This window comes from Seramator thermalis, from assembly GCF_004138125.1.
Taxonomy (GTDB): Bacteria; Bacteroidota; Bacteroidia; order Bacteroidales; family Dysgonomonadaceae; genus Seramator; species Seramator thermalis.
Genome location: NZ_RXHS01000005.1, coordinates 71,447 through 93,452, shown reverse-complemented (window position 1 = coordinate 93,452; position 22,006 = coordinate 71,447). Strand labels below are relative to the sequence as shown.

At 44.4% G+C, this 22,006-nt stretch carries 19 protein-coding genes; 13 read left to right on the top strand and 6 right to left on the bottom strand.

What is annotated here, in order from left to right; genetic code table 11:
* Positions 1 to 65 precede the first annotated feature (65 nt).
* The 3 genes from EJN84_RS05695 to EJN84_RS05685 are packed head-to-tail and all read left to right on the top strand — an operon-like array spanning position 66 to position 3,319.
* Positions 66 to 2,000: an Ig-like domain-containing protein gene (locus EJN84_RS05695; RefSeq protein ID WP_129594510.1), complete on the top strand. Its 1,935-nt coding sequence runs from the start codon at positions 66 to 68 to the stop codon at positions 1,998 to 2,000.
* Positions 2,001 to 2,034: 34 nt separating this feature from the next.
* Positions 2,035 to 2,847: a DUF3108 domain-containing protein gene (locus EJN84_RS05690; RefSeq protein WP_129594509.1), complete on the top strand. Its 813-nt coding sequence runs from the start codon at positions 2,035 to 2,037 to the stop codon at positions 2,845 to 2,847.
* Positions 2,848 to 2,875: 28 nt separating this feature from the next.
* On the top strand, positions 2,876 to 3,319 hold the full coding sequence (locus EJN84_RS05685; protein ID WP_129594508.1) for a putative quinol monooxygenase: 444 nt from the start codon (positions 2,876 to 2,878) through the stop codon (positions 3,317 to 3,319).
* Here the strand turns inward: EJN84_RS05685 and EJN84_RS05680 are convergent.
* The gene (locus EJN84_RS05680) at positions 3,316 to 3,906 is read right to left on the bottom strand and encodes a uracil-DNA glycosylase family protein (RefSeq protein WP_101487626.1); all 591 of its coding nucleotides are present in this window, start codon (positions 3,904 to 3,906) and stop codon (positions 3,316 to 3,318) included. The genes EJN84_RS05685 and EJN84_RS05680 overlap by 4 nt on opposite strands.
* Before the next feature lie 179 nt (positions 3,907 to 4,085).
* On the opposite strand from EJN84_RS05680, the gene EJN84_RS05675 reads away from it, so the two are divergent.
* The 7 genes from EJN84_RS05675 (at position 4,086) to EJN84_RS05645 (ending at position 8,590) form a co-directional block, all read left to right on the top strand.
* Positions 4,086 to 4,739: a redox-sensing transcriptional repressor Rex gene (locus tag EJN84_RS05675; protein WP_129594619.1), complete on the top strand. Its 654-nt coding sequence runs from the start codon at positions 4,086 to 4,088 to the stop codon at positions 4,737 to 4,739.
* Between the two features lie 9 nt (positions 4,740 to 4,748).
* Positions 4,749 to 5,363: a fumarylacetoacetate hydrolase family protein gene (locus EJN84_RS05670; protein WP_129594507.1), complete on the top strand. Its 615-nt coding sequence runs from the start codon at positions 4,749 to 4,751 to the stop codon at positions 5,361 to 5,363.
* Between the two features lie 58 nt (positions 5,364 to 5,421).
* A complete protein-coding gene (gene porV / locus EJN84_RS05665) occupies positions 5,422 to 6,588 on the top strand; it encodes a type IX secretion system outer membrane channel protein PorV (RefSeq protein ID WP_129594506.1) in 1,167 nt (388 codons plus the stop codon).
* A 6-nt stretch (positions 6,589 to 6,594) separates the two neighbouring features.
* The gene (gene ispF, locus EJN84_RS05660) at positions 6,595 to 7,074 is read left to right on the top strand and encodes a 2-C-methyl-D-erythritol 2,4-cyclodiphosphate synthase (protein ID WP_129594505.1); all 480 of its coding nucleotides are present in this window, start codon (positions 6,595 to 6,597) and stop codon (positions 7,072 to 7,074) included.
* 21 nt (positions 7,075 to 7,095) lie between these two features.
* Entirely contained in the window at positions 7,096 to 7,722 is a 627-nt protein-coding gene (locus EJN84_RS05655) for a hypothetical protein (protein ID WP_129594504.1), read from the top strand.
* Between the two features lie 21 nt (positions 7,723 to 7,743).
* Entirely contained in the window at positions 7,744 to 8,295 is a 552-nt protein-coding gene (locus tag EJN84_RS05650) for a cob(I)yrinic acid a,c-diamide adenosyltransferase (RefSeq protein WP_129594503.1), read from the top strand.
* A 73-nt stretch (positions 8,296 to 8,368) separates the two neighbouring features.
* Positions 8,369 to 8,590: a DUF2795 domain-containing protein gene (locus EJN84_RS05645; protein ID WP_101487620.1), complete on the top strand. Its 222-nt coding sequence runs from the start codon at positions 8,369 to 8,371 to the stop codon at positions 8,588 to 8,590.
* A gap of 99 nt (positions 8,591 to 8,689) precedes the next feature.
* On the opposite strand, the gene EJN84_RS05640 is transcribed toward EJN84_RS05645, so the two are convergent.
* The 4 genes from EJN84_RS05640 to alaS all read right to left on the bottom strand — a co-directional run bounded on the left by EJN84_RS05640 (position 8,690) and on the right by alaS (position 15,589).
* A complete protein-coding gene (locus EJN84_RS05640) occupies positions 8,690 to 10,051 on the bottom strand; it encodes an alpha-amylase family glycosyl hydrolase (RefSeq protein WP_238943937.1) in 1,362 nt (453 codons plus the stop codon).
* Between the two features lies 1 nt (position 10,052).
* Positions 10,053 to 11,576, bottom strand: a complete 1,524-nt coding sequence (locus EJN84_RS05635; protein ID WP_129594502.1) for an MFS transporter — start codon at positions 11,574 to 11,576, stop codon at positions 10,053 to 10,055.
* A gap of 240 nt (positions 11,577 to 11,816) precedes the next feature.
* A complete protein-coding gene (locus EJN84_RS05630; protein WP_129594501.1) occupies positions 11,817 to 12,830 on the bottom strand; it encodes a LacI family DNA-binding transcriptional regulator in 1,014 nt (337 codons plus the stop codon).
* Between the two features lie 140 nt (positions 12,831 to 12,970).
* Positions 12,971 to 15,589 carry an alanine--tRNA ligase gene (alaS, locus tag EJN84_RS05625; protein WP_129594500.1) on the bottom strand — a complete coding sequence of 873 codons (2,619 nt, stop codon included), beginning with the start codon at positions 15,587 to 15,589 and terminating at the stop codon, positions 12,971 to 12,973.
* Between the two features lie 105 nt (positions 15,590 to 15,694).
* On the opposite strand from alaS, the gene EJN84_RS05620 reads away from it, so the two are divergent.
* From EJN84_RS05620 to EJN84_RS05610, 3 genes are all read left to right on the top strand, one after another.
* Positions 15,695 to 16,090, top strand: coding sequence for a MerR family transcriptional regulator (locus EJN84_RS05620; RefSeq protein ID WP_129594499.1), 396 nt, complete (start codon positions 15,695 to 15,697; stop codon positions 16,088 to 16,090).
* Between the two features lies 1 nt (position 16,091).
* A complete protein-coding gene (locus EJN84_RS05615; protein ID WP_129594498.1) occupies positions 16,092 to 17,255 on the top strand; it encodes an exo-beta-N-acetylmuramidase NamZ family protein in 1,164 nt (387 codons plus the stop codon).
* 1,127 nt (positions 17,256 to 18,382) lie between these two features.
* Complete coding sequence (locus tag EJN84_RS05610; protein WP_129594497.1) at positions 18,383 to 20,998, top strand: valine--tRNA ligase; 2,616 nt, start codon at positions 18,383 to 18,385, stop codon at positions 20,996 to 20,998.
* Between the two features lie 169 nt (positions 20,999 to 21,167).
* On the opposite strand, the gene EJN84_RS05605 is transcribed toward EJN84_RS05610, so the two are convergent.
* Complete coding sequence (locus EJN84_RS05605; RefSeq protein WP_129594496.1) at positions 21,168 to 21,902, bottom strand: helix-hairpin-helix domain-containing protein; 735 nt, start codon at positions 21,900 to 21,902, stop codon at positions 21,168 to 21,170.
* Between the last annotated feature and the right edge of the window lie 104 nt (positions 21,903 to 22,006).

The following is a 22,006-nucleotide window of genomic DNA, read 5'->3' as shown; positions in this document are numbered from 1 at the left end:
AATCTTTGAAAAACATTGTATTTTTGTGGTCGCTTATATTCAAACACAGCGTCAAAGAGAAGCTTATGCACAATAATCTACTTTCTTTTCTCACGATACTGTTTCTCATAGTGCTTACCATCAGTATGATGCATTCGTGTGCCAATATGGCATCACCGACGGGAGGATTATATGACGAAAATCCACCGGTTGTACTCAAAACCACACCCGAATTCAATTCCATAAATGTCGATAAATCCATCATCGAAATTTTTTTTGATGAAAATATCAAAATAGAGAAACCTTCCGAAAAAATCATCATTACACCACCGCAGCAAAATTTTCCCGAGATCAGTGCCGTCGGGCGAAAAGTGGTAGTCAAACTAAAAGACGATTTGATACCCAATACAACGTACACCGTCGATTTCACCGATGCCATTGTTGATAATAACGAAGGCAATCCGCTTGAAAACTTTTCGATATCGTTTTCAACCGGCGATCAACTCGATACGCTTGCCATATCGGGAAATGTACTCGAAGCCGAAAATTTGGAACCTGTATCGGGAATTTATGTCGGAATTCATTCCAATCTCGAAGATACAGCTTTTACAAAAACACGTTTTCAACGTATAGGCAGAACCGACTCGAAAGGTCGATTCACGGTAAAAGGTATGGCGCCCGGTCGCTACAAAATTTATGCGCTGAACGATCTGAATCGCGACTACAAATACGATAATCCGGCTGAGGCAATTGCTTTTCTCGACAGCATTATCGTTCCTTCCACCGTGCAGGCAACCCGCAATGACACGATTTTCAACAAAAAGGATACAACTCAAATAGACACCATCAAGACGATACAATATACCCGATTTTTGCCCGACGACATTGTTTTAAGATCCTTCCTTAGTGATTTTCAACGCCAATATCTCCAAAAACACGAACGACCCGAACAATATAAGCTCACTATGTTTTTTGCCGCACCTACATCAAAGCCAACATTCCGTTTACTTAGCCCCGAACGAAACGACACCTCATGGTACGTGGAAGAAAGAAGTGTGAACAACGACAGTATCACGTTGTGGATTACGGACTCAACAGTGTATAAAACCGATAGTATCCGCATGTTGGTCAATTATGTAAGAACTGACTCGTTAAACCGGAATTATATTGATACCGATACCCTCAGTTTTAATTTTCGCAAACCCAAAGAGGTCAAATCCAAAGACAACGAAAAAGAAGACACCCAATACCTCCACATTACAAGCAATATTCAATCAACTCACGAAATTTACCAACCGATTCGGATCGAATTGGAACAACCGGTAATACAATTTGACACCGCGCACATCAAACTCTTGCGAATGGTCGATTCTTCGTATGTTGCCTCACCCTATTCCATTGAAAAGGACTCGCTCAATTCGCGAAAATATGTTTTGCGTACGCGATGGGCTCCCGGTGGGAAATATCGTTTCGAAATAGATTCAGCAGCCTACACAAGCTACTACGGATTGTGGAATAACAAAGTTTCGCAAGATTTCACGGTAAAAAAACTTGATCAGTATGGAAATCTCCTTATAACGATTTCGGGATTACCCGGTGACAAAGACGTGTATGTGGAGCTACTGGACAAAACCGATAAACCTTTCAGAAAAACTCTCGTCGAAAACAATGAAGCAATTTTTATGGATCTCAATCCGGGAACAATTTACGCTCGACTGTTTATCGACGAAAACAGGGATGGAAAATGGACGACCGGTAATTACGAAAAAAAACGTCAACCCGAATTTGTTTATTATTATCCACGCTATTTCGAAATAAGGGCATATACAGATCACGAAGAGATATGGAATGTGAATGAAACTCCTCCCGTAAAACAAAAACCGCTTGAAATTACTAAAAATAAACCTGAAGTTAAGAAACGCCGAAACTTAAATGAACAATTGAACGGTCAAAATCGACAAAATGACACAGGGATGAATCCAACCCGAAGTACAGAAAATAATCCCTTTTTAAGTCGATAACAAGAATGGGAAATGTATAAAATTAGAAATCGCAATGAAAAAGAAAATACAGCTTACAATCGCCTTCTTCGGCATCTTTTTCCTCATGGCATTTTTCTCCTCCGCACAGTGCAAAATCGAGAACAAAGCCTTTAAAGAGGGAGAAAAATTGAGCTACGACTTATATTACAAGTACGGGATTATCAACGCCAAAGCCGGCGTAGGCTCACTCAGCACCACGTTGACAAATGTAGCCGGGAAAAGTGCCTACAGAATCAAATTACTCGCCAATACCTCCGGAATCGTAGGAAACATGTACACAGTGAACGACACACTCACCGGTTATGTCGATGCCAATATGGTTCCGCTCCTATTCACAAAAGAAGCTTTCGAGGGAAAAGATTACTCTACGGATCGACAATCTTATTCCTACCGGAACGGAGAAATGAAAATACGCTCCATACGACACTGGAAAGGTAAACTCAGGTTCGACACCATATTCACAACCAACAAATGCTCATACGACTATATTTCTGTTCTTGCTTACGCCCGCAATCTCGACTATTCGAACCTGAAACGGGGCGACAACATCCCCATTCAGTTTGTAACGGGCCGAAAAATTGTAAATATGTCGATTCGTTATATGGGTACGGAATCTGTGAAAGCGAATGATGGAAAAACCTACGATTCCATTAAATTGTCGCTCATGATATTGGACGATGCTTTCGCCGATCAGCAGGAAGCTATGAACGTTGCACTGACCAATGATCTCAATCGCATGCCGCTCATTATCGAAATTGGTCTGAAAATAGGATCGATGCGAGTCGTACTAAAAAATTTTTCGGGAATAAGACATCCTATCAATTAATTTCATAACTCTTCAAATTTTACGCTCTATGAAACAACAATTAATTAAAGTCTTTCTTGCAACAGCAGCTCTTTTATTGACGTATGCCAACGGTGTGAGCGCGCAAAACGACGAAACAGCAGCAAGTCCTGATGGTGTAGTTCTTTTTGTAGAATTTTCGTTCGACGAAAACGACCTTGACACGGCAATCGAGCTAATGACCCAAATGCAATCTCAAGTACTCGAAAACGAAGAGGGTTGCCTTGCCTACGATTTACTGATGAGCGAAGAAGAACCTAATAAAATTTTCGTGTACGAAAGCTACGAAAATCAGGATGCGGTAAAGAAACACAACAATTCTCCTTATTTTAAGGAAATAGTGGGCGGAAAATTAAAAAAACTGATCAAAAATCAAACCGTAAAAACGCTTTATCTGATTAATACCGAGGAAAACGAAGCGGCCGAAGATTTTATGATGGATGCCGAGCCTTAAAGCAAACCGGCATCGTGAAACATCTTCGCATAAAAAGAGGCCTTTTCTTCCAACGACTTTGGATAAGCCCTTGAGGATGAAGGCATGCGATAAAGACGATACAGTTGCTCATCGATCGGGATTTCTATGAAATTTCCGATCGATGGCCGTTTTTCAACCGAAGGGAATTGTGACAGCAGCGTATCCATAGCTTTTTCTCCCGTAGCTGCCAAAAAACGACAGGAAGGAATTTGGAGAAGGACGGAGCGGATATCGATCGGTGCTACCACTTCCAACTCCCGATCAGAAGCATTCTCCTTATGGCGAATTACTTTATGAGCCATATCGAAAATAGCAATCCCCTTTTCCTCCAGAAAACAAATGATCCGTTTTTTATTGAACGATTTTTTGTCTTCAGTCAAAAAATGATCTTTGTCATTAAAAAACGCTACGCCCATTATTCGCCACATATCGTTCTGAAAATTGGGATAAAAAAAGTCCATCCTCCATTTGGAACGTGGAGGAGGAAAACTACCCAAAAGCAAAAGAATCGCATTGGATGGCAAAAAGGGCTGCAACGGATGAATTTCGATTCGATAATCGTTCATGTATTAATCTTTCCACATGCCTTTTGTGATGCGGACAAAGTGATGTTTATCAAACATTATGGGCAAAACCAACGCCTTTGGATAACAAAGAAATGGATAGTGTCCACTTAAACAAAACCGAAATTAATATAAAATCGTCAAAAAAGCATAACTTTGCAAATCTTATTATCCATTTTGATATGTCCGGACTCTCTTCTTTTCAGTCGATCATTCCCGAGCCAACATTGAGGCGATTGCCTTTCTATTTGGCTTACATAAAACTGCTGAAAAAGCAGGGGGAAACGCACGTGTCTTCAACTCAGATTGGGGAAAAAATCTACGTTTCCTCCACGCAAATAGCGAAAGATCTCTCGTATGTCGATGCAAGCGGCAAAACCCGAGTAGGATATGAGCTCGATTCGTTGATTGAAACACTCGAAGAGATACTTGGCTTTAGCTCAAAACACAAAGCCGTGCTTTTCGGAGTAGGGAGTCTCGGGGCAGCGCTCCTGGCAGATTCAGGGCTCGAACAATACAGTCTGAAAATAGAAGCCGGCTTCGACGTGAATCAAGCCGTAATCAATAGAAGTATCGGCGAAATACCGGTATATCATTCCGACGAATTCATCGAACGGAATAAAATCATCAAAGCCGAAATCGGAGTACTCACAGTGCCTTCCGAAATTGCACAACAAGTTGCCGATTATATGATCGAAGGGGGGATACGCGGCATCTGGAACTTCACGCCTTTCCGCATTCGTGTACCCGAAAACATCGTTTTGCAAAACACATCGATGTATGCCGATCTGGCGGTAATGTTTAACAGGCTGAATGCTCATCATTCTTCGAAATAGTTTATCTATATGAAAGTATTTGCGATAGGTCTCAATTACGGCTCTCACAATCAGGAAATGAAACGCACTTTCGAAAGTCCCAACCCGGTGATTTTCATGAAACCCGACACGGCAGTTCTCAAAGATGGCAAGCCGTTTTTCCTCCCCGATTTTTCGAATGAAATTCATTACGAAACAGAAATTGTGATTAAAATAAGCCGACTGGGGAAAAATATTTCCGAACGATTTGCTTACCGATACTATGACGAGCTTACGGTTGGTATTGATTTTACAGCCCGCGATTTGCAAGTACAACAAAAACAACTTGGCTTGCCGTGGGAAATTTCGAAAAGTTTCGACAACTCGGCACCCATAGGCACATTCGTTTCGAAAGCGTTGTTTCCCGACATCCGGGATATCCCTTTTCATCTCGATATCAATGGAACAACCGTGCAACAAGGCAATACCAAAGATATGATTTTCTCGGTTGACCAAATAATCGCATACATAAGTCGGTTTTTCACTTTAAAAATCGGCGATCTCATTTTCACCGGAACACCGGCCGGAATCGGGCCCGTTCACATCGACGATCATCTCGAAGGATTTGTAGGCGATCAAAAGTTGCTCGATTTTAAAGTAAAATGACCGCTCTATAATAAAAAGCGATTTATTCTGTTTCTACTCTAAAAAGTACATGAGCGATATGAAAAAACTATTTTTCGCAACTCTCTTCCTTCTTTTCACCGCCGGCATCAGCCATTCGGCATTCGGGCAAGATTATAACCCTATACCCATAGCCGTTCCCTCGTTACAGATTGCTCCTGACGCGCGTGGAGGAGGAATGGGCGATATCGGCGGAGCCACATTGCCCGATGTCTATTCACAATATTGGAATGCGGCCAAATATGCTTTCGTACAGAGCAATGCCGGATTCGCCGTTTCATTCACACCCTGGTTGAGTAAACTGGTCAACGATATCAATTTGACCTATGTTACCGGATATTGGAAATTCGGAAACGAAAACCTAAATGCCGTCAGCGCCTCGCTCCGATATTTTTCATTGGGCGATATCGATATCACCGATTTGAATGGCGAATTTTGGCAAAGCGTATCCCCTTATGAACTTTCGTTTGATGTTGCCTATTCGCGAAGACTATCCGAAACATTCTCGGGAGCAGTTACATTACGCTACATCCGATCGGACTATTCGACGGGTGCCGAAGAAGACATTACGCCCGGCAATGCATTTGCAGCCGACATTTCGGGATACAACGAATCGTATCTGAATATCGGCCGTTCGGAAGCACTGTTGGGATTGGGATTTAATATTTCAAATATCGGAACCAAGATCTCGATGGATGGAGGCAATACTTCGGAATTTATCCCGACAAACCTCCGCTTGGGAGCTTCACTTGCCTATCCTATCGACAATCTCAATACAATTGGGTTCAGTGTCGATCTGAACAAACTGCTGGTTCCGACACCACCCATCAGAGATGAAAACGAATCGGATGCCGATTGGCAAACACGGGTGAACGAGTACCGCGACATATCGCCCATCTCCGGCATTTTCAAATCGTTCGGCGATGCGCCCGGCGGATTCGGGGAAGAGATGCAGGAAGTGATGTGGTCTGTGGGTACCGAATATACATACGATCAAAAATTTTCGGTTCGTGCCGGATATTTCAATGAAAGTGCTTACAAGGGCAACCGAAAATATTTTGCGTTCGGCGCCGGCTTCGACATCAAAAATGCCTTTCGACTCGATGCGGCATATTTGGTTTCGACTGTGCAAAACAATCCCCTCGATCAGACTTTACGGCTTTCAATCGGCTTCGACATTGATGGAATTCGTAATTTAATGTATTAATCGGAAATGATCGTACGCATTGGCTTTGGATATGACATGCACCGGCTTCAGTCGGGACGCGAATTATGGATCGGCGGAATAAAAATCGAACACGAGATGGGATTGTTGGGACATTCGGATGCCGATGTCCTCATTCATGCCATCTGCGATGCCCTGTTGGGGGCAGCCAACTTGCGCGACATCGGATTCCATTTCCCGGATACGGCGCCCGAATTCGAACAAATCGACAGTAAGATTTTGCTGGCAAAAACCCTCCGACTGGTTGAGGAAAAAGGATATTCACTCGGCAACATCGATGCCACCATCTGTGCCGAACGTCCTAAACTGAATCCTCACATACCGCTCATGCAACAAACATTGGCCGACATTCTCCATACCGAAATTGACAATATTTCGATAAAAGCCACTACTTCCGAGCGTATGGGATTTGTAGGTCGGGAAGAAGGAATCACGGCGTACGCCGTTGCCCTTATCCAAAAACCATAAAACCACAACAAAGAGGCATCCATGTTCGATCATCTGAAACGGCTACGCACGGCTAAAGGGTTTGGCGTTCATTCGCCTTTCGCTTTCAACTTTATCACCAACATCCTCTTCGAGAAATATTCCTATTACGCTTATTTCGATATCCCTCAATATTTATCCGAAAAGCACATCGATGCTCCAATTTCGTCCATCCATCAACTTTCTTTTCGTATCGTGAACTTTTTTCGTCCGAAAAACGTATTAATCGTCGGAGGAAAGCAAGATTATGCCTTACCACTGTTCGTCAACGCTGCCTCGCCTGAAGCTCGAATTATCTGCTTGACCGATCAGGAAACAAACAGCAAAATGAGCGAAATTTGTGAAGGGAAGATAGAATTTTGGCACGCATTTCGCTTTGAACAGATGGACGTCATAATAGTTGATATGCAATTGCTACCGAACGCGTATGGTATTTCGATAGAAAACCTTTTGAAGATCAGCCATAACCAAACATTTTGGGTGATAAGGCATATCGATGCTGACAAGGAGTCGCGAAGATTTTGGAAAGAGGTACAAACCGATCCGCGCATCGCACTTACTTTTGACATGCGCCAGGATGGCATTGTTATTCTAAATTCTTCGTATTATAAATTAAACTATCTCGTCTGAGAAGTATCTAATTTTTCGCAAATGAAAAAGAGCTTGATTTATACTAAAACGGGTGACGCGGGTACAACATCTCTGGTCGGTGGCACAAGAGTTGAAAAAACACATATCCGCCTCGACGCCTATGGCACAGTGGACGAACTGAATAGTTTTGTCGGTTGGCTCGCTTGTGAAATGGAGGACGACGAAACAAAGACATTTCTGTCTTTCGTGCAAAACAAATTGTTTGCGGTTGGTTCCTATTTGGCTACCGAAACAGAATCTGTGGCTCCAAAGGCAGCCAGCATTATTTCGGAGGATGATATTTCAAAAATAGAAATCGAAATCGACAGGCTCGACGAAAAATTGCCAAGACTCAACCGTTTTATTCTTCCGGGTGGAAGTGAATCGGCCTCTCGAGCACATGTATGCCGATCGATATGTCGCCGTGCCGAACGAATGATTTATAAAGTAGCGGAAAAGTATCCTGTTGACGAACGCATTACAAGATTCGTTAATCGCCTCTCCGACTACTTCTTCGTATTGGCACGAAAAGAGGTCAACGAAAACGGTAAAGAAGTATATTGGGAAAAATAATCAAATAGAAATTTTACTATATTTGCGCGAAATTTACGAAACAAGAAAAAATTAATCAGATAATAGAATCACCATGTATTGGACATTAGAATTGGCTTCGAAACTCGAAGATGCTCCATGGCCTGCAACCAAGGACGAATTGATCGATTATGCGCAACGTTCGGGTGCGCCGTTGGAAGTGATCGAAAATTTGCAGGAAATCGAAGAAGACGGAGAAATTTTTGAATCCATCGAAGATATTTGGCCCGATTATCCGAGCAACGAGGATTTCTTCTTCAACGAAGACGAATATTAATCGTGCATTCGATTTTAGCAGGTTTATCTGCTGAAGATATCGAGTTTCAATTTTTATAGAAGAGTGTCGCGAAAATTTCTTTGCGACACTCTTTCGATTTTACCTGTAAAATATGCGATATTCCCACGGACCCAAATTCATCGACTTTTGCGAAGAGACTTCCGCGTTGTCCGGGAATGCTTTAAAGCCCTGTCCGGGGAAATCCTCTTCGAAATCCACCTTTTGCGTTTTTTTACTGAAATTGAACACACATACCACTTCGTTTGCATCTTTTGTCCGCTTAAAAGACCAAATATTGCGAGCATTATTATTGCCAATCTCAACCAACTCTCCCCCTTTTTCCTGACACATCAGTGCCGGATTACTTTTTTTCAATTTGTTCAACGAGCGATAGAAATCGGTGAATCCGTCGGGATCTTTCCATGTAATGCTGTCTTTTTCGAAAAATTGCAGCCTGCGATTCAATCCAACTTCCTGACCGCTGTAGATAAGCGGCATGCCCGGAAGGACATAAGTGAGCGCAGCAAATGTTTTGGAGGCATCACCCATTCGCTCAAACTCGGTTCCGTTCCACGAGTTTTCGTCGTGATTCGAAGTAAATATCATCGGAATGGCATTCGGCGAGAAATCGGTTTTCATTTTTTGTAGCGCCGCACGCAACGAATCTGCATTGGCTTTGCCTTGTGCAACCAAATTCATTTTGTGATGAAAATTCCAAGCATAATAGGCATCAAAAACCGATTCGTTTAATTCGGGCTTTTCGGCTTCGGCCAACAAAAAAATATCGGGCTTCAACGTCTTAAGCGAATCTTTGGCTGCGAGCCAAAAGTCCGTCGGAACTTCCCCGGCCACATCGCACCGAAAACCGTCGATATCGGCTTCGCGAATCCAAAACATCATCGACTTGATCATCTCGGCACGCATATCGGCTTTATCGTAATTGAGTTCGGCAATATCGGTCCAATCGTAAAGCACGGGAATATTGCCCAAACTATCGCGTACGTACCAGTCCGGATGTTGATCCATCCACACATTATCGCGCGACGAATGATTAGCCACCCAATCGAGAATCACTTTCATGCCCTGATCGTGTGCCTGCTTCACCACACTCTTGAAATCGTCGAGTGTTCCAAATTCCTTGTTCACTTCCGTATAATTGCGGATGGAATAATAACTTCCCAACGTCCCTTTTCGTCCTTTTTCGCCGATGGTTTGGATGGGCATAAACCACAGAATATCCGCACCGAGCTGCTTCAAGCGTGGAAGGTGTTGGGCAAAAGCGTTGAAAGTACCTTCGGGCGTGTATTGGCGCGTATTCACTTCGTAAATCGTCGCATTATACACCCACTCGGGATGAACAGATGTTTTCTGGTCGGCAACGACCGCCGGTTTATTTCCCTGTTTACATGAAAAGAGTAACAGCGGAATAAGAAGATAGGGAATGAACGACTTTTTCATCATATTATGCTTGCTTTTTGAGTTTATAAACATCATCACGATCCTGAACCATAAATACCGATACAGCACCCAACAACAGTGAGCAGCCGGCAACAATCATCGTGTAAATGACCTTTCCATCAAACAAATCCTTCGTAATGAATCCCAATACACTTGCTGCCAAAATTTGAGGAATTACGATGAAAAAATTGAAAATACCCATATACGTTCCCATTTTGTTGGCCGGCAACGCTCCCGTGAGAATGGCATAAGGCATCGAAAGAATGCTTCCCCAAGTGAATCCGATGCCGATCATCGGAATTATCAGCATCGTGGGATTTTGGATAAAGAAGAACGAGATGAACGAAAGTCCTCCTACTGCAAGAGCAAGCGAATGCGTGGCCTTACGCCCAATTTGACGCGCAAGAACGGGCAAAAGAAAAGCAAAAATGGCCGAAACGCCGCTATATACGCCAAACAGCACTCCTACCCAGTTTGCGCCCTGATTATACAGCTCCGATGCCGAATCGGTGGTTCCATAAATATGTTGCGTAACGGCCGGCGTGGTATAAATCCACATGGCATAAAAGGCAAACCACGAAAAAAACTGAACGACGGCCAATTCGCCCATGGTCTTGGGCATGTGCAGCAAGTCGTTCATAATGTCCGTGATTCCGCGAGGTTGGGGATTGCTTTTCGAAATAAATCCCGAAACAATCAATATCAGTCCAAAAGCAATCAACAGTCCCGAAACGATGTATAACTGTGCATTCAGCTTAAACATTGCAACCAAAGCCGTAATGATCAAACCGGATAAACCCCAAATCAATCCATTTTTAAAATATTGAGCGAAGGTAACCGGCTGCTTGATTTCGTAGGATAATCCGGTTGTTTTCGCTTTATCTTCTTCAAAAGCAGCAAGCTCTTCCGGAGTGTATTCCTTGGAAGTGAATACCGTATATAAAACAGCAGCCAGCAACACCACACCGCCAATATAAAACGACAGTTTAACCGATTGCGGAATTATTCCTTCGGGAGCGGTATTGGCTACGCCAAACCAATTCGTAAGGATGTAGGGAAGAATAGAGGCAATGACAGCTCCTACACCGATAAAAAAACTCTGCATGGCAAAGCCCATTGTTCGCTGTTCGGTAGGCAAATTGTCGCCTACAAATGCTCTAAACGGCTCCATCGAAATATTGATCGACGCGTCCATAATCCAGAGCATTCCGGCAGCTATCCATAAAGATGGCGAATTGGGCATGATGAAGAGAGCAAGCGTTGTAAAAATAGCCCCTATGGTAAAATAAGGCCTACGACGCCCAAATCTGTTCCACGTTTTGTCGCTGAAATGCCCGATAATGGGTTGTACAATCAAACCGGTGAGAGGTGCCGCGATCCAAAGAATAGGAATGTCCTCAACTTTTGCGCCCAACGTTTCGAAAATGCGGCTTACGTTCGCATTTTGCAGCGCAAATCCAAATTGAATACCGAGAAAACCGAAACTCATGTTCCAAATTTCCCAAAAGGAGAGATGTTTTTTTTTCATATCGATTTCAAGTATATCGTCTCCGACACGCTTTCAGTTGTTGGCAACCAACGCGAAAAAAGAATGCAAGAGAATTATTTTCAGGTATAATCGGCTCGTGTACGAAAAATATCATACGATATCGATGCTTTCCGATGAAATTAAAACGTGTATGTGGACAAAGATAATGGTTCTTCTTATCGATCTGTTTTACAATAGAAAAAAGATTCGAAATTTTTTATGCAAACGTGTGCATAATCCTCATCGGGTAGATTGACGGATCACCAAATCGGTTTTGATCAAACGGCTGACAACTCCTTTTTTGGTTTCCACTCCTTCGATGCGATTGATGAGCAATCGCGCGGCTTCGCGCCCCATTTCGTAGCCATGCTGATCGACGCTCGTAAGAGCAGGATCGGTTACTTCGGTGATATAACCGTTGGTGAACCCGCAAATCGAAATATCTTCAGGCACACGAAATCCGGACGCTTTCACGATTTGCAGACAATAGGCTGCCACCTCGTCATTGATGCAGAAAAAAGCATCGGGACGATTTTCCTCGTCCAGCATTTCGGGAATGACTTGTTGTGCCAGAGCAGTCGTATCGCACACTTTGATCCATTTTTTCTCAACCGGCAATTTATGTTTTCGCAACGCATCTTCGTAACCCATTCTGCGATTGTTCGAAATAGGCAAATGCGAATCGGAACCTAAAAATGCAATGCGCGAGCAGCCGGTTTCGGCAAGATAGTCAACAGCCGTAAATGCCCCACGATAATCGTCAGCCACTACCTTGTCGGCATTGATTCCGGGACAAATCCGATCGAAAAACACCAAATGTACATCATCGTCGATAATGTTTTGAAAATGCCGGTATTCGAGCGTATTCTTCGACATCGACGCCAAAATGCCGCACACGCGAGCGTCCAAAAGTGTTTGCACACTTTTCACCTCGCGCTCGTACATCTCGTTACTGTTACACATGAGGAGATGATAGTTTTCGCTTTCTGCCTCGTCCTGAATGCCGGCCAAAACAGATGAAAAGAAAAAATGGACAATCTCGGGAACGATAACGCCAATCGTGTTGTTTTTATTGGTGCGAAGGCTAAGCGCCAGTGTATTGGGCTTGTATTTATGCTCTTCGGCATACTGCTGCACAAGTTTTCGGGTTTCCTCGCTGATGGCAGGATGGCCTCTCATGGCACGCGAAACTGTCGAAGTGGACAAATCGAGCGCTTTGGCGATATCTTTCAATGTGATCGGGCGTTTTTCCATCGATAAAGCGACTGTTAATCGGTTCAAAAATAAGAAAAATTCTTATCATTCCATTACTTTAGCCGATAATTAACCAGAAAAGCCCATAACAAGGCCAAAACATCTTGATATGGGCTTAAATATTGTATTAAGTTCGTCCGTTACCGAAAATGCTTTAAAACAGCTTCAAACGCTGCATTCAATCCGTCCACGGTTTTTCCTCCTGCGGAAGCGAAATTCTTTTGACCGCCGCCGCCGCCCTGTATAAATGAAGCTGCTTCTCTGACCATCTTAGAGGCATCGAACCCTTTATCTACCAAATCGTCCGATAACATTACCAGCAATTGGGGTTTTCCGTTGTCATAAGTTGCAGCCACAAAAGCTTTTTTGTCGCCGGGTTCGCGACGAAGTGCAAAAGCTACTTCACGCACCATATCCGACGGATACCCCCCCTGCAAACAATAAACCGTGATCCCGTTTATGATTTTTGGCTCTTCCAATATTTGTCGTTTGATGTTTTCGGCCTTCTCATGAACAAACTGTTCGATTCTATTTTTCAATTCGCTGTTTTCATCCAACGACTTTTTGATGGACGCAATCAAATTGGGCGCATTATTGTAGATTTGCTGAATCGATTTAATCAAATCCTCCTGCCGATAGAGATAGTTTTCGCAATTTTCCGCCGTAACGGCTTCGATGCGGCGAACACCGGCAGCGATAGCCGATTCGCTCACAATCCGAAACGTTCCGATGCGGCCGGTTGACGAAATGTGCGTACCGCCACAAAGCTCGAGAGAAGTTCCAAACCTGACGGTACGAACCTTGTCTCCATATTTTTCGCCGAACAGCGCCATCGCGCCGGATCTTTTCGCTTCTTCTACAGGCACTTCGCGATTCTCTTCGAGATGAAAATCGCTACGGATTTTTGCCGTAACCAACTGTTCGGTTCTCCGAATTTCGTCGGGAGTCATTTTTTGAAAATGGGAGAAATCGAAGCGTAACACATCGGGCGAAACATACGAGCCGCGCTGTTCGACATGCGTACCCAACACCTCGCGAAGCGATTCGTGCAACAGGTGCGTTGCCGTGTGATTGCATTCGGTGGCGGTGCGCTTTTTTTCATCGATTTTGGCCGTGAACGTTTCATAAAGATCGGATGGCAGTTTTTCGGCCAAGTGTATCGCAAGATTATTTTCGCGCTTCGTGTCGAAAATTTCTACTTTTTCGCCTTCAGGAGAAATCAACCAACCGCTGTCGCCTACCTGACCTCCCATTTCGGCATAGAATGGCGATCGCGAGAGGACAATTTGATAATAATTCTTATTCTTTTGCTTCACCGAGCGATAACGAAGTATTTGCGTTCGGCTCTCCACCTCATCATAACCGGTGAAAACGGGCTCGCCATCGTGAATCTTCACCCAGTCGCCTGTTTCGACGACAGCGGCGTTGCGCGCCCTTTCCTTTTGCTTCTGCATCTCCACGTCAAATCCTTCAGTATCGACCGTCATATTGTGTTCGCGGAGAATCAGCTCCGTCAGATCGAGCGGAAAACCATACGTGTCATAAAGTTGAAAGGCAATCTCGCCCTCCAGGATATTATTTCCTGCAGCCTTGAGTTCCGAAATTTTTTTGTCCAACAAGCGGATTCCTGTATCGAGTGTTCGCAAGAAAGAATCTTCTTCTTCCTTCATCACTTTTTCGATAAGCGTTTGCTGCGCAATCAATTCGGGATAGGCGTCGCCCATCACATCAATGAGCGTCGGCACGAGTTTGTACATGAAAGCGTCCTTCAAATCGAGAAACGTGTAACCGTAACGTACCGCCCGACGCAATATGCGGCGAATAACGTATCCGGCTTTAGTATTGGATGGTAATTGCCCGTCGGTAATCGAAAAAGCGATCGTACGCACATGATCGGCCACCACGCGCATGGCCACATCCTTTTTGGGATCATTCCCATAATTGAATCCCGAAAGGTCGGAAACTTTGCGAATAATCGGTTGAAAAATATCGGTGTCGTAGTTCGATGTTTTTCCCTGCACGGCCATGCACAAACGTTCGAATCCCATACCGGTATCGATCACTTTCGCCGGAAGCGGTTCGAGCGAACCATCGGCTTTGCGGTTGTATTGCATGAAAACAAGGTTCCATATTTCGATCACGTGCGGGTGGCTTTTGTTGACCAGCGAAAGCCCGTCCGTTTTCGATCGTTCTTCATCCGAACGGATATCGATATGAATTTCGGAGCAGGGACCACACGGACCTGTATCGCCCATTTCCCAAAAATTATCTTTTTTGTTGCCGTCGATGATTCTTTCCGAAGGAAGAAATTTAGCCCAATAGGACGCGGCCTCATCGTCGCGCGAAAGATTTTCTTCGGCACTTCCTTCGAAAACCGTTACATAGAGTCGGTTTTTATCGAGTTTGAGCGTTTCGGTCAGATATTCCCAAGCCCATTCGATGGCTTCCTTCTTGAAATAGTCGCCAAACGACCAGTTGCCCAGCATCTCGAACATGGTGTGGTGATAGGTGTCGTGCCCTACTTCTTCCAAATCGTTGTGCTTACCGCTTACGCGAAGGCATTTTTGTGAATCGGCCACGCGCCGATATTTTGCAGGAACATTTCCCAAAATAATATCTTTAAACTGATTCATTCCGGCGTTGGTAAACATGAGCGTAGGATCGCCCTTGATAACCATCGGAGCCGATGGGACGATTTGATGTCCTTTGGATGCAAAAAAATCTTTAAACGATTGACGTATCTCTTTCGAAGTCATCATAAATTCTATCACTTATTGGTCTGAAATTTGGTTTGCAAAGTTACGGCAAAAAGTTTATTTTTGCATGATTACAAACCTCTAAAATACAAATTGCTCCATCCCGTCATGGCAAAACGAAGAAAACTCATCCAATTCAGCGATAAACGGCTCTACTACTCCATACAGGAAGTGGCAGACCATTTTGCCGTGAATGTATCGCTGCTCCGCTATTGGGAAAAAGAATTCGAAAACATCCGCCCAAAAAAAACAGCCGGAGGCACACGACAATATACCAAAGAGGATATTCAGCAAATCGAGATCGTGTATCATTTGGTAAAAGAAAAGGGAATGACCATAGAAGGCGCCCGACAGACTTTGAAATCGAAAAAGGACGACGAAGAAAAACGTGTCGAAGCCGTTGCCCGTCTCCAGGAAATTCGCAAAGAATTGGCTTCTATCGAAGAAGAATTCGAAATGCTGCATCAGCAACAGAAATATTCGAAAACTCAAATCGAAGATTGAAATGAAACCATTTTTCCTCTTCGTCTCATTTCTTGCAACGCTATCCGTGTTTGCACAAATTCCTCCCGTGAAAGTTGGCGCCGAACGCACCGATTGCTATTTGCCGCTTATCGAAGGGAAAAAGGTGGTCGTTCTTTCCAATCAAACCGGCATCGTTGGGAACGAACATTTGGTGGATGCATTAGTGAGAAACGGTATAAATATTGTAGGGATTTTCTCACCCGAACACGGATTTCGGGGCAATGCCGATGCCGGCGAACATGTCAATAATTCCATCGACGAAAAAACCGGAATTCCAATCTGGTCGCTTTACGGAAATGCGGGCGGAAAGCCTTCGCCCGAGCAAATGAAACAGTTCGACGTCCTCGTCTTCGATTTGCAGGATGTCGGCTTGCGATTTTATACCTATTACATCAGCATGGCCCGCATGATGGATGCCTGCGCCGAAACGGGAAAGAAAATGATTGTGCTCGACCGTCCCAATCCCAACGGATTTTATGTGGACGGACCCATCCTCGATATGAAACACAAATCGGGTGTCGGCTGGCTGCCGATTCCGATCGTTCACGGCATGACGCCGGGCGAATTGGCCTTAATGATCAACGGTGAAGGTTGGCTGCCCGAAAAACGCAAGTGCGACCTGACCGTCATTCCGTGCGAAAACTATACCCATCAAACGTTGTACGAATTGCCCATAGCGCCATCGCCCAATCTTCCTAACATGCAATCGATTTATCTCTATCCTTCGGTTTGTCTGTTCGAAGGCACCGTCGTGAGTCTTGGTCGCGGCACCCCATTCCCGTTTCAGGTTTACGGGCATCCGAGGTATAAAGGCTCCACTTTTTGTTTCACGCCCCAAAGCATGCCGGGCGCAAAAAATCCGCCGTTGCTCAATCAGCGCTGTTGCGGAGTTGATCTGCGGAACATCCCATTTTCGACGATTCGCGATCGAGGATTCGACCTTTCCTACCTCATCGATGCCTACCAAAATCTTCAAATGGGCGAACGATTTTTTACTCCTTTTTTCGAAAAACTTGTGGGTGTCGATTACATTCGTCGCGACATCATTGCCGGAAAATCGGCCCGGGAAATCAAGGCAAAATGGCAGAATGATGTGATTCGATTCAAGCAGCAACGCAAACCCTATCTGCTGTATGCAGAGTGATGGAAGCAAAAGCTTGAGGACAAAAACCGAAATGCGGATTTCGACCTAAAAGAGGCACACTATCAAAAATAAATTTTCCCTTTCCGTTTTGGGATTTGTCAATTCGCCACACCGAAAACCCCACTCGTCATTTTGCCGAACGACCATTTCACTGCCACATGATGGGATTCCCATTTTGCGGAACGACCAATCGCTATTCGAAAAGGTTACCGGACTGTTAAAGGAACGATAATTTTCCGCTGAAAATTACGACTTGTTATCACGAGGAACGGCTTTTGTGCAGACACAAAACCTACTTTCCGCTATGAGGAGCGACTTTTTACCGGTAAAACACCCCGTCCGCAGGATGCGGAGTGACCTGTTTTTGCCGAATTGCCCACTTCGCATTGCGCTGAACGACCTTTTACTATCGAAACAACTCACGTCGCAAAATGCGGAACGACCTTTTTCACCCGAAAAAGGTTGTTCGACGTTAAAAGGAACGACCTTTGTTTGCAGACAAAACTCACTCGTCGCCGCGAGGAACGGGTTTTGTGTCTGCACAAAAGTCACTCCACCTTAAAAATAGTTATCAAAAATGGAGAAACATCCCATAATTTGTTAACGGAGTGGGTCATGTAAATCGTAAAAGGTCGGTCGTCAAAGTGAAAAGCGACCATTTTGGGTTCACAAATGCCATTCCGCATTCAGGAAAGTACGTTTTGTGTGAACACAAAGGTCACTCGTCAAAATGGAAAGTGACCAATGTTATGACACAAAACCTACTCGTCGCGTTAAAAAGTGTAAAAATCGATATAAAACAGCCGTTTCAGATTAACAACTATGTCGAAATGTAAATGAACGTGAATATATTTACGAATTGAAAAGAATGTGATATTAAATAAATATTGATTGTTGTTTTAGTATATTAACTCTATTTTTGAGCGAAAAAAGACATACGAGGCATCCACGCCGAATTGCAATTCTTCGCGACAAAGTCCCTTTTATCCCGAATAAATATCAATATTTCCGCTTCCTTTTCATCTGTCGTTACCTTTCGAAACAAACCTTCAAGACATCGTTACAACTGATTTTCACTTGTCTGCTTGTCTTTTTTTTGTACTTTTGCACTTCAATCTTAACGATTTATGGAAATTGCAAGCAAATACAACCCTGCAGAAGTAGAAGACAAGTGGTACAAATATTGGATGGAAAACCGTTTATTCCATTCCGAACCCGATGAACGTGAACCCTATACGATTGTCATTCCGCCACCAAACGTTACCGGCGTATTGCACATGGGGCACATGCTCAACAACACGATTCAGGATGTACTTGTGCGACGTGCACGCATGCAGGGCAAAAATGCTTGCTGGGTTCCCGGAACCGACCATGCCTCCATCGCTACCGAAGCGAAGGTGGTGGCGCGACTTGCATCGCAAGGCATCAAGAAAAACGACCTCTCACGCGACGAATTTCTTCGTCATGCCTGGGATTGGACTCACGAACACGGCGGAATCATACTCGAACAGCTTAAAAAACTGGGCGCATCGTGCGACTGGGACCGAACCTCATTCACGATGGACGAAATACGTTCCGAGAGCGTGCTGCGCGTTTTTTGCGACCTTTTCGATAAAGGATTGATCTATCGGGGCGTTCGCATGGTGAATTGGGATCCGAAAGCGCTGACCGCCCTATCCGACGAGGAAGTCATTCACAAGGAAGTAAACGGAAAATTATATTACCTCCGCTACCGCGTGGAAGGTGAAGATGACTATGCCGTGGTTGCAACTACTCGTCCGGAAACCATCATGGGGGATACGGCCATGTGCATCCATCCCGACGATCCGAAAAACGCCCGCCTGAAAGGCAAAAAAGTAATCGTGCCGATCATCAATCGCGTAATTCCGGTGATCGAAGACGAATATGTCGATATCGATTTCGGTACGGGTTGCCTTAAAGTAACTCCCGCACACGATATCAACGACTATATGCTGGGCGAAAAACATCGTCTGCCTTCCATCGATATTTTCAATCCCGACGGCACGCTCAACGAAAACGGAGCTCCTTACACGGGCATGGATCGCTTTGAAGTGCGCAAAAAAATCGAAAAAGATCTGCAGGAAGCCGGTCTGCTCGAAAAAACAGAACCCTATACCAACAAGGTCGGCTTTTCGGAACGCACCAACGAAGTGATCGAGCCCAAACTGTCGATGCAGTGGTTTCTGAAAATGGATCAACTTGCCAAACCGGCCTTGGAAGCAGTAGAAAATGATACGATCAAATTCTATCCCGATAAATACAAAAACACCTATCGCCACTGGATGGAGAATGTGAAAGACTGGTGCATCAGTCGCCAATTGTGGTGGGGACACCGCATTCCGGCTTATTTTCTGCCCAAAGGCGGGTACGTGGTGGCTATGACAAAAGAGGAAGCCTACGAAAAGGCAAAAAAACAGGTAGATTATCCGATTACGATCGACGATCTGAAACAGGACGAAGACGTGCTCGATACCTGGTTTTCGTCGTGGTTGTGGCCTATTTCGGTGTTCGACGGCATCAATCATCCCGACAACAAAGATATCAACTACTATTATCCAACAGACGATTTGGTAACGGGTCCGGATATCATCTTCTTTTGGGTTGCCCGCATGATCATGGCCGGATACGAATATCGCAAGCAACCTTGCTTCCGCAATGTATATTTTACCGGAATCGTTCGCGACAAACTCGGTCGCAAAATGTCCAAGCAATTGGGCAACTCGCCCGATCCGATTGAATTGATGAACAAATATGGTGCCGATGGTGTGCGCATGGGCATGCTGCTGTCGTCCGCTGCCGGAAACGATCTGCTTTTCGACGAAGCGCTATGCGAACAGGGACGTAACTTCAACAATAAGATTTGGAATGCCTTTCGGCTGGTCAAAGGATGGCAGACGGCCGAAATCGAACAGCCGGAATCGTCGAAAATTGCCATCGAATGGTTCGAGTCGAAACTTTCGGGAACCATTGCCGAAGTGGACGATTTGTTTTCGAAATACCGCCTTTCGGAAGCCCTGATGATGGTGTACAAACTTTTTTGGGATGAGTTTTCGTCGTGGTATCTCGAAATTATCAAACCCGCCTATCAACAACCCATCGATAGCCAAACTTATCAATCGACCCTGCAATTTTTCGATGCCTTGCTGCGACTGCTTCATCCGTTTATGCCTTTCATCACGGAAGAATTGTGGCAGGCACTCGAAGAACGTCAACCGGGCGAAAGTATCATGACGGCGTTGCAACCTCGTGCCCGAAGCATTGATAACCGATTGCTTGCCGATTTCGAATCGACGAAGGAAATTATCGCGGGTATTCGCACCGTGCGGCTGGAAAAAAACATTCCGAACAAGGAAGTGCTGACGCTGCAAGTGATTGGTGATTACAACCACGCCTACGACAGCATTATCCTGAAAATGGCAAATCTTTCGGCTATCGACAGGGTAGATGAAAAGAGCGCAGGCGGCATTGGCTTTATGGTCGGAACCACCGAATTTTCGATACCTCTGGCCGAAAAAATCGACGTGGAAGCCGAATTGAAAAAGCTCGAAGCCGAACTCACTTATCAGGAAGGCTTTTTACAATCGGTTCAGAAAAAATTGAGCAACGAACGTTTTATTCAAAATGCCAAACCGGAAATTGTTGAAAATGAACGCAAAAAATTGACAGATGCCCAAAGCAAAATCGAATTGTTGAAAGAAAATATCAAGGCGCTCAGAAAATAAAACATGGCTTTTTCGTCCATGTTACTCTCCATTTATCTATAGCCTTGCTATGCTATAGCTCCGAGGCAACTCCATGGCAACTCCCATGCAACTCCATGTATGCTATAGGTTACATCCATAGAACAAACAGGGAAGAATTGCTATTCGAGCGATTCAGTTTTCCACTCATTTATTCAAATTCGAGGTAGGGCGTCAATCGCTCGATATCGGCTGTAGTAAATTCGTCGAGCATCGACAATTCGTTGATCGAAGCAATCTTGCCTTTTCTGTCACGCAAACCGACAATTGCTTTCACTTGTTTGTAATTCAGATAAGGATGGCTGAGCAGTTGCTTAAATTCCAACTTATTGACATTTATTTTCGAATAATTCCCGTCAGGTTTGATATAAGGGCTGATTTTCGAATACAATTCGGCATCGATGCCATACACTTCTTTCAACTGATTCACGGAGGTGAAACCGCCCAATCGATTCCGATATTTTACGATGCGCGAAGCAAAAGCACTCCCTATTCCGGGAATTTTTTTCCATTGCGCCGTATCCGTTTCGTTTAACGAAATGGTTTGGCCTTCGGCCAACTTTTCTGCTTTTGGGAAAGGGGTATAACCTGTTTCACGATTCTTGGATTCATATTCGCTTTGCCGATCGGGATATCTCCTTTCGTCAGATGAAGCGTAATATCTCCGACGATATCCCGAATCGATATTCTCTTCTTTTTCCAGCAACGATTTCTCGAAAGCTTCGAATTCTCTTTGGAGTGAATCGTTCTGAATGACAACAACTTCCTGCCGTTTACGTGCAGATATTACGCCATTGATGATCAAAGCCGTCAAAATAAGTCCCAGCAATATCACAACCGCAATCTTTTGGCCCTGCCGAAAATACAAATAGTCCTTCCATGCCATAAATTAAGGAATTTGAAGCAGCGAAGATACATATTATTCCACCGAAAGCACTATCTTTGAGCAACAAATTCGTACAACCGGTTTCAGCCCAGCACTGAAAAATA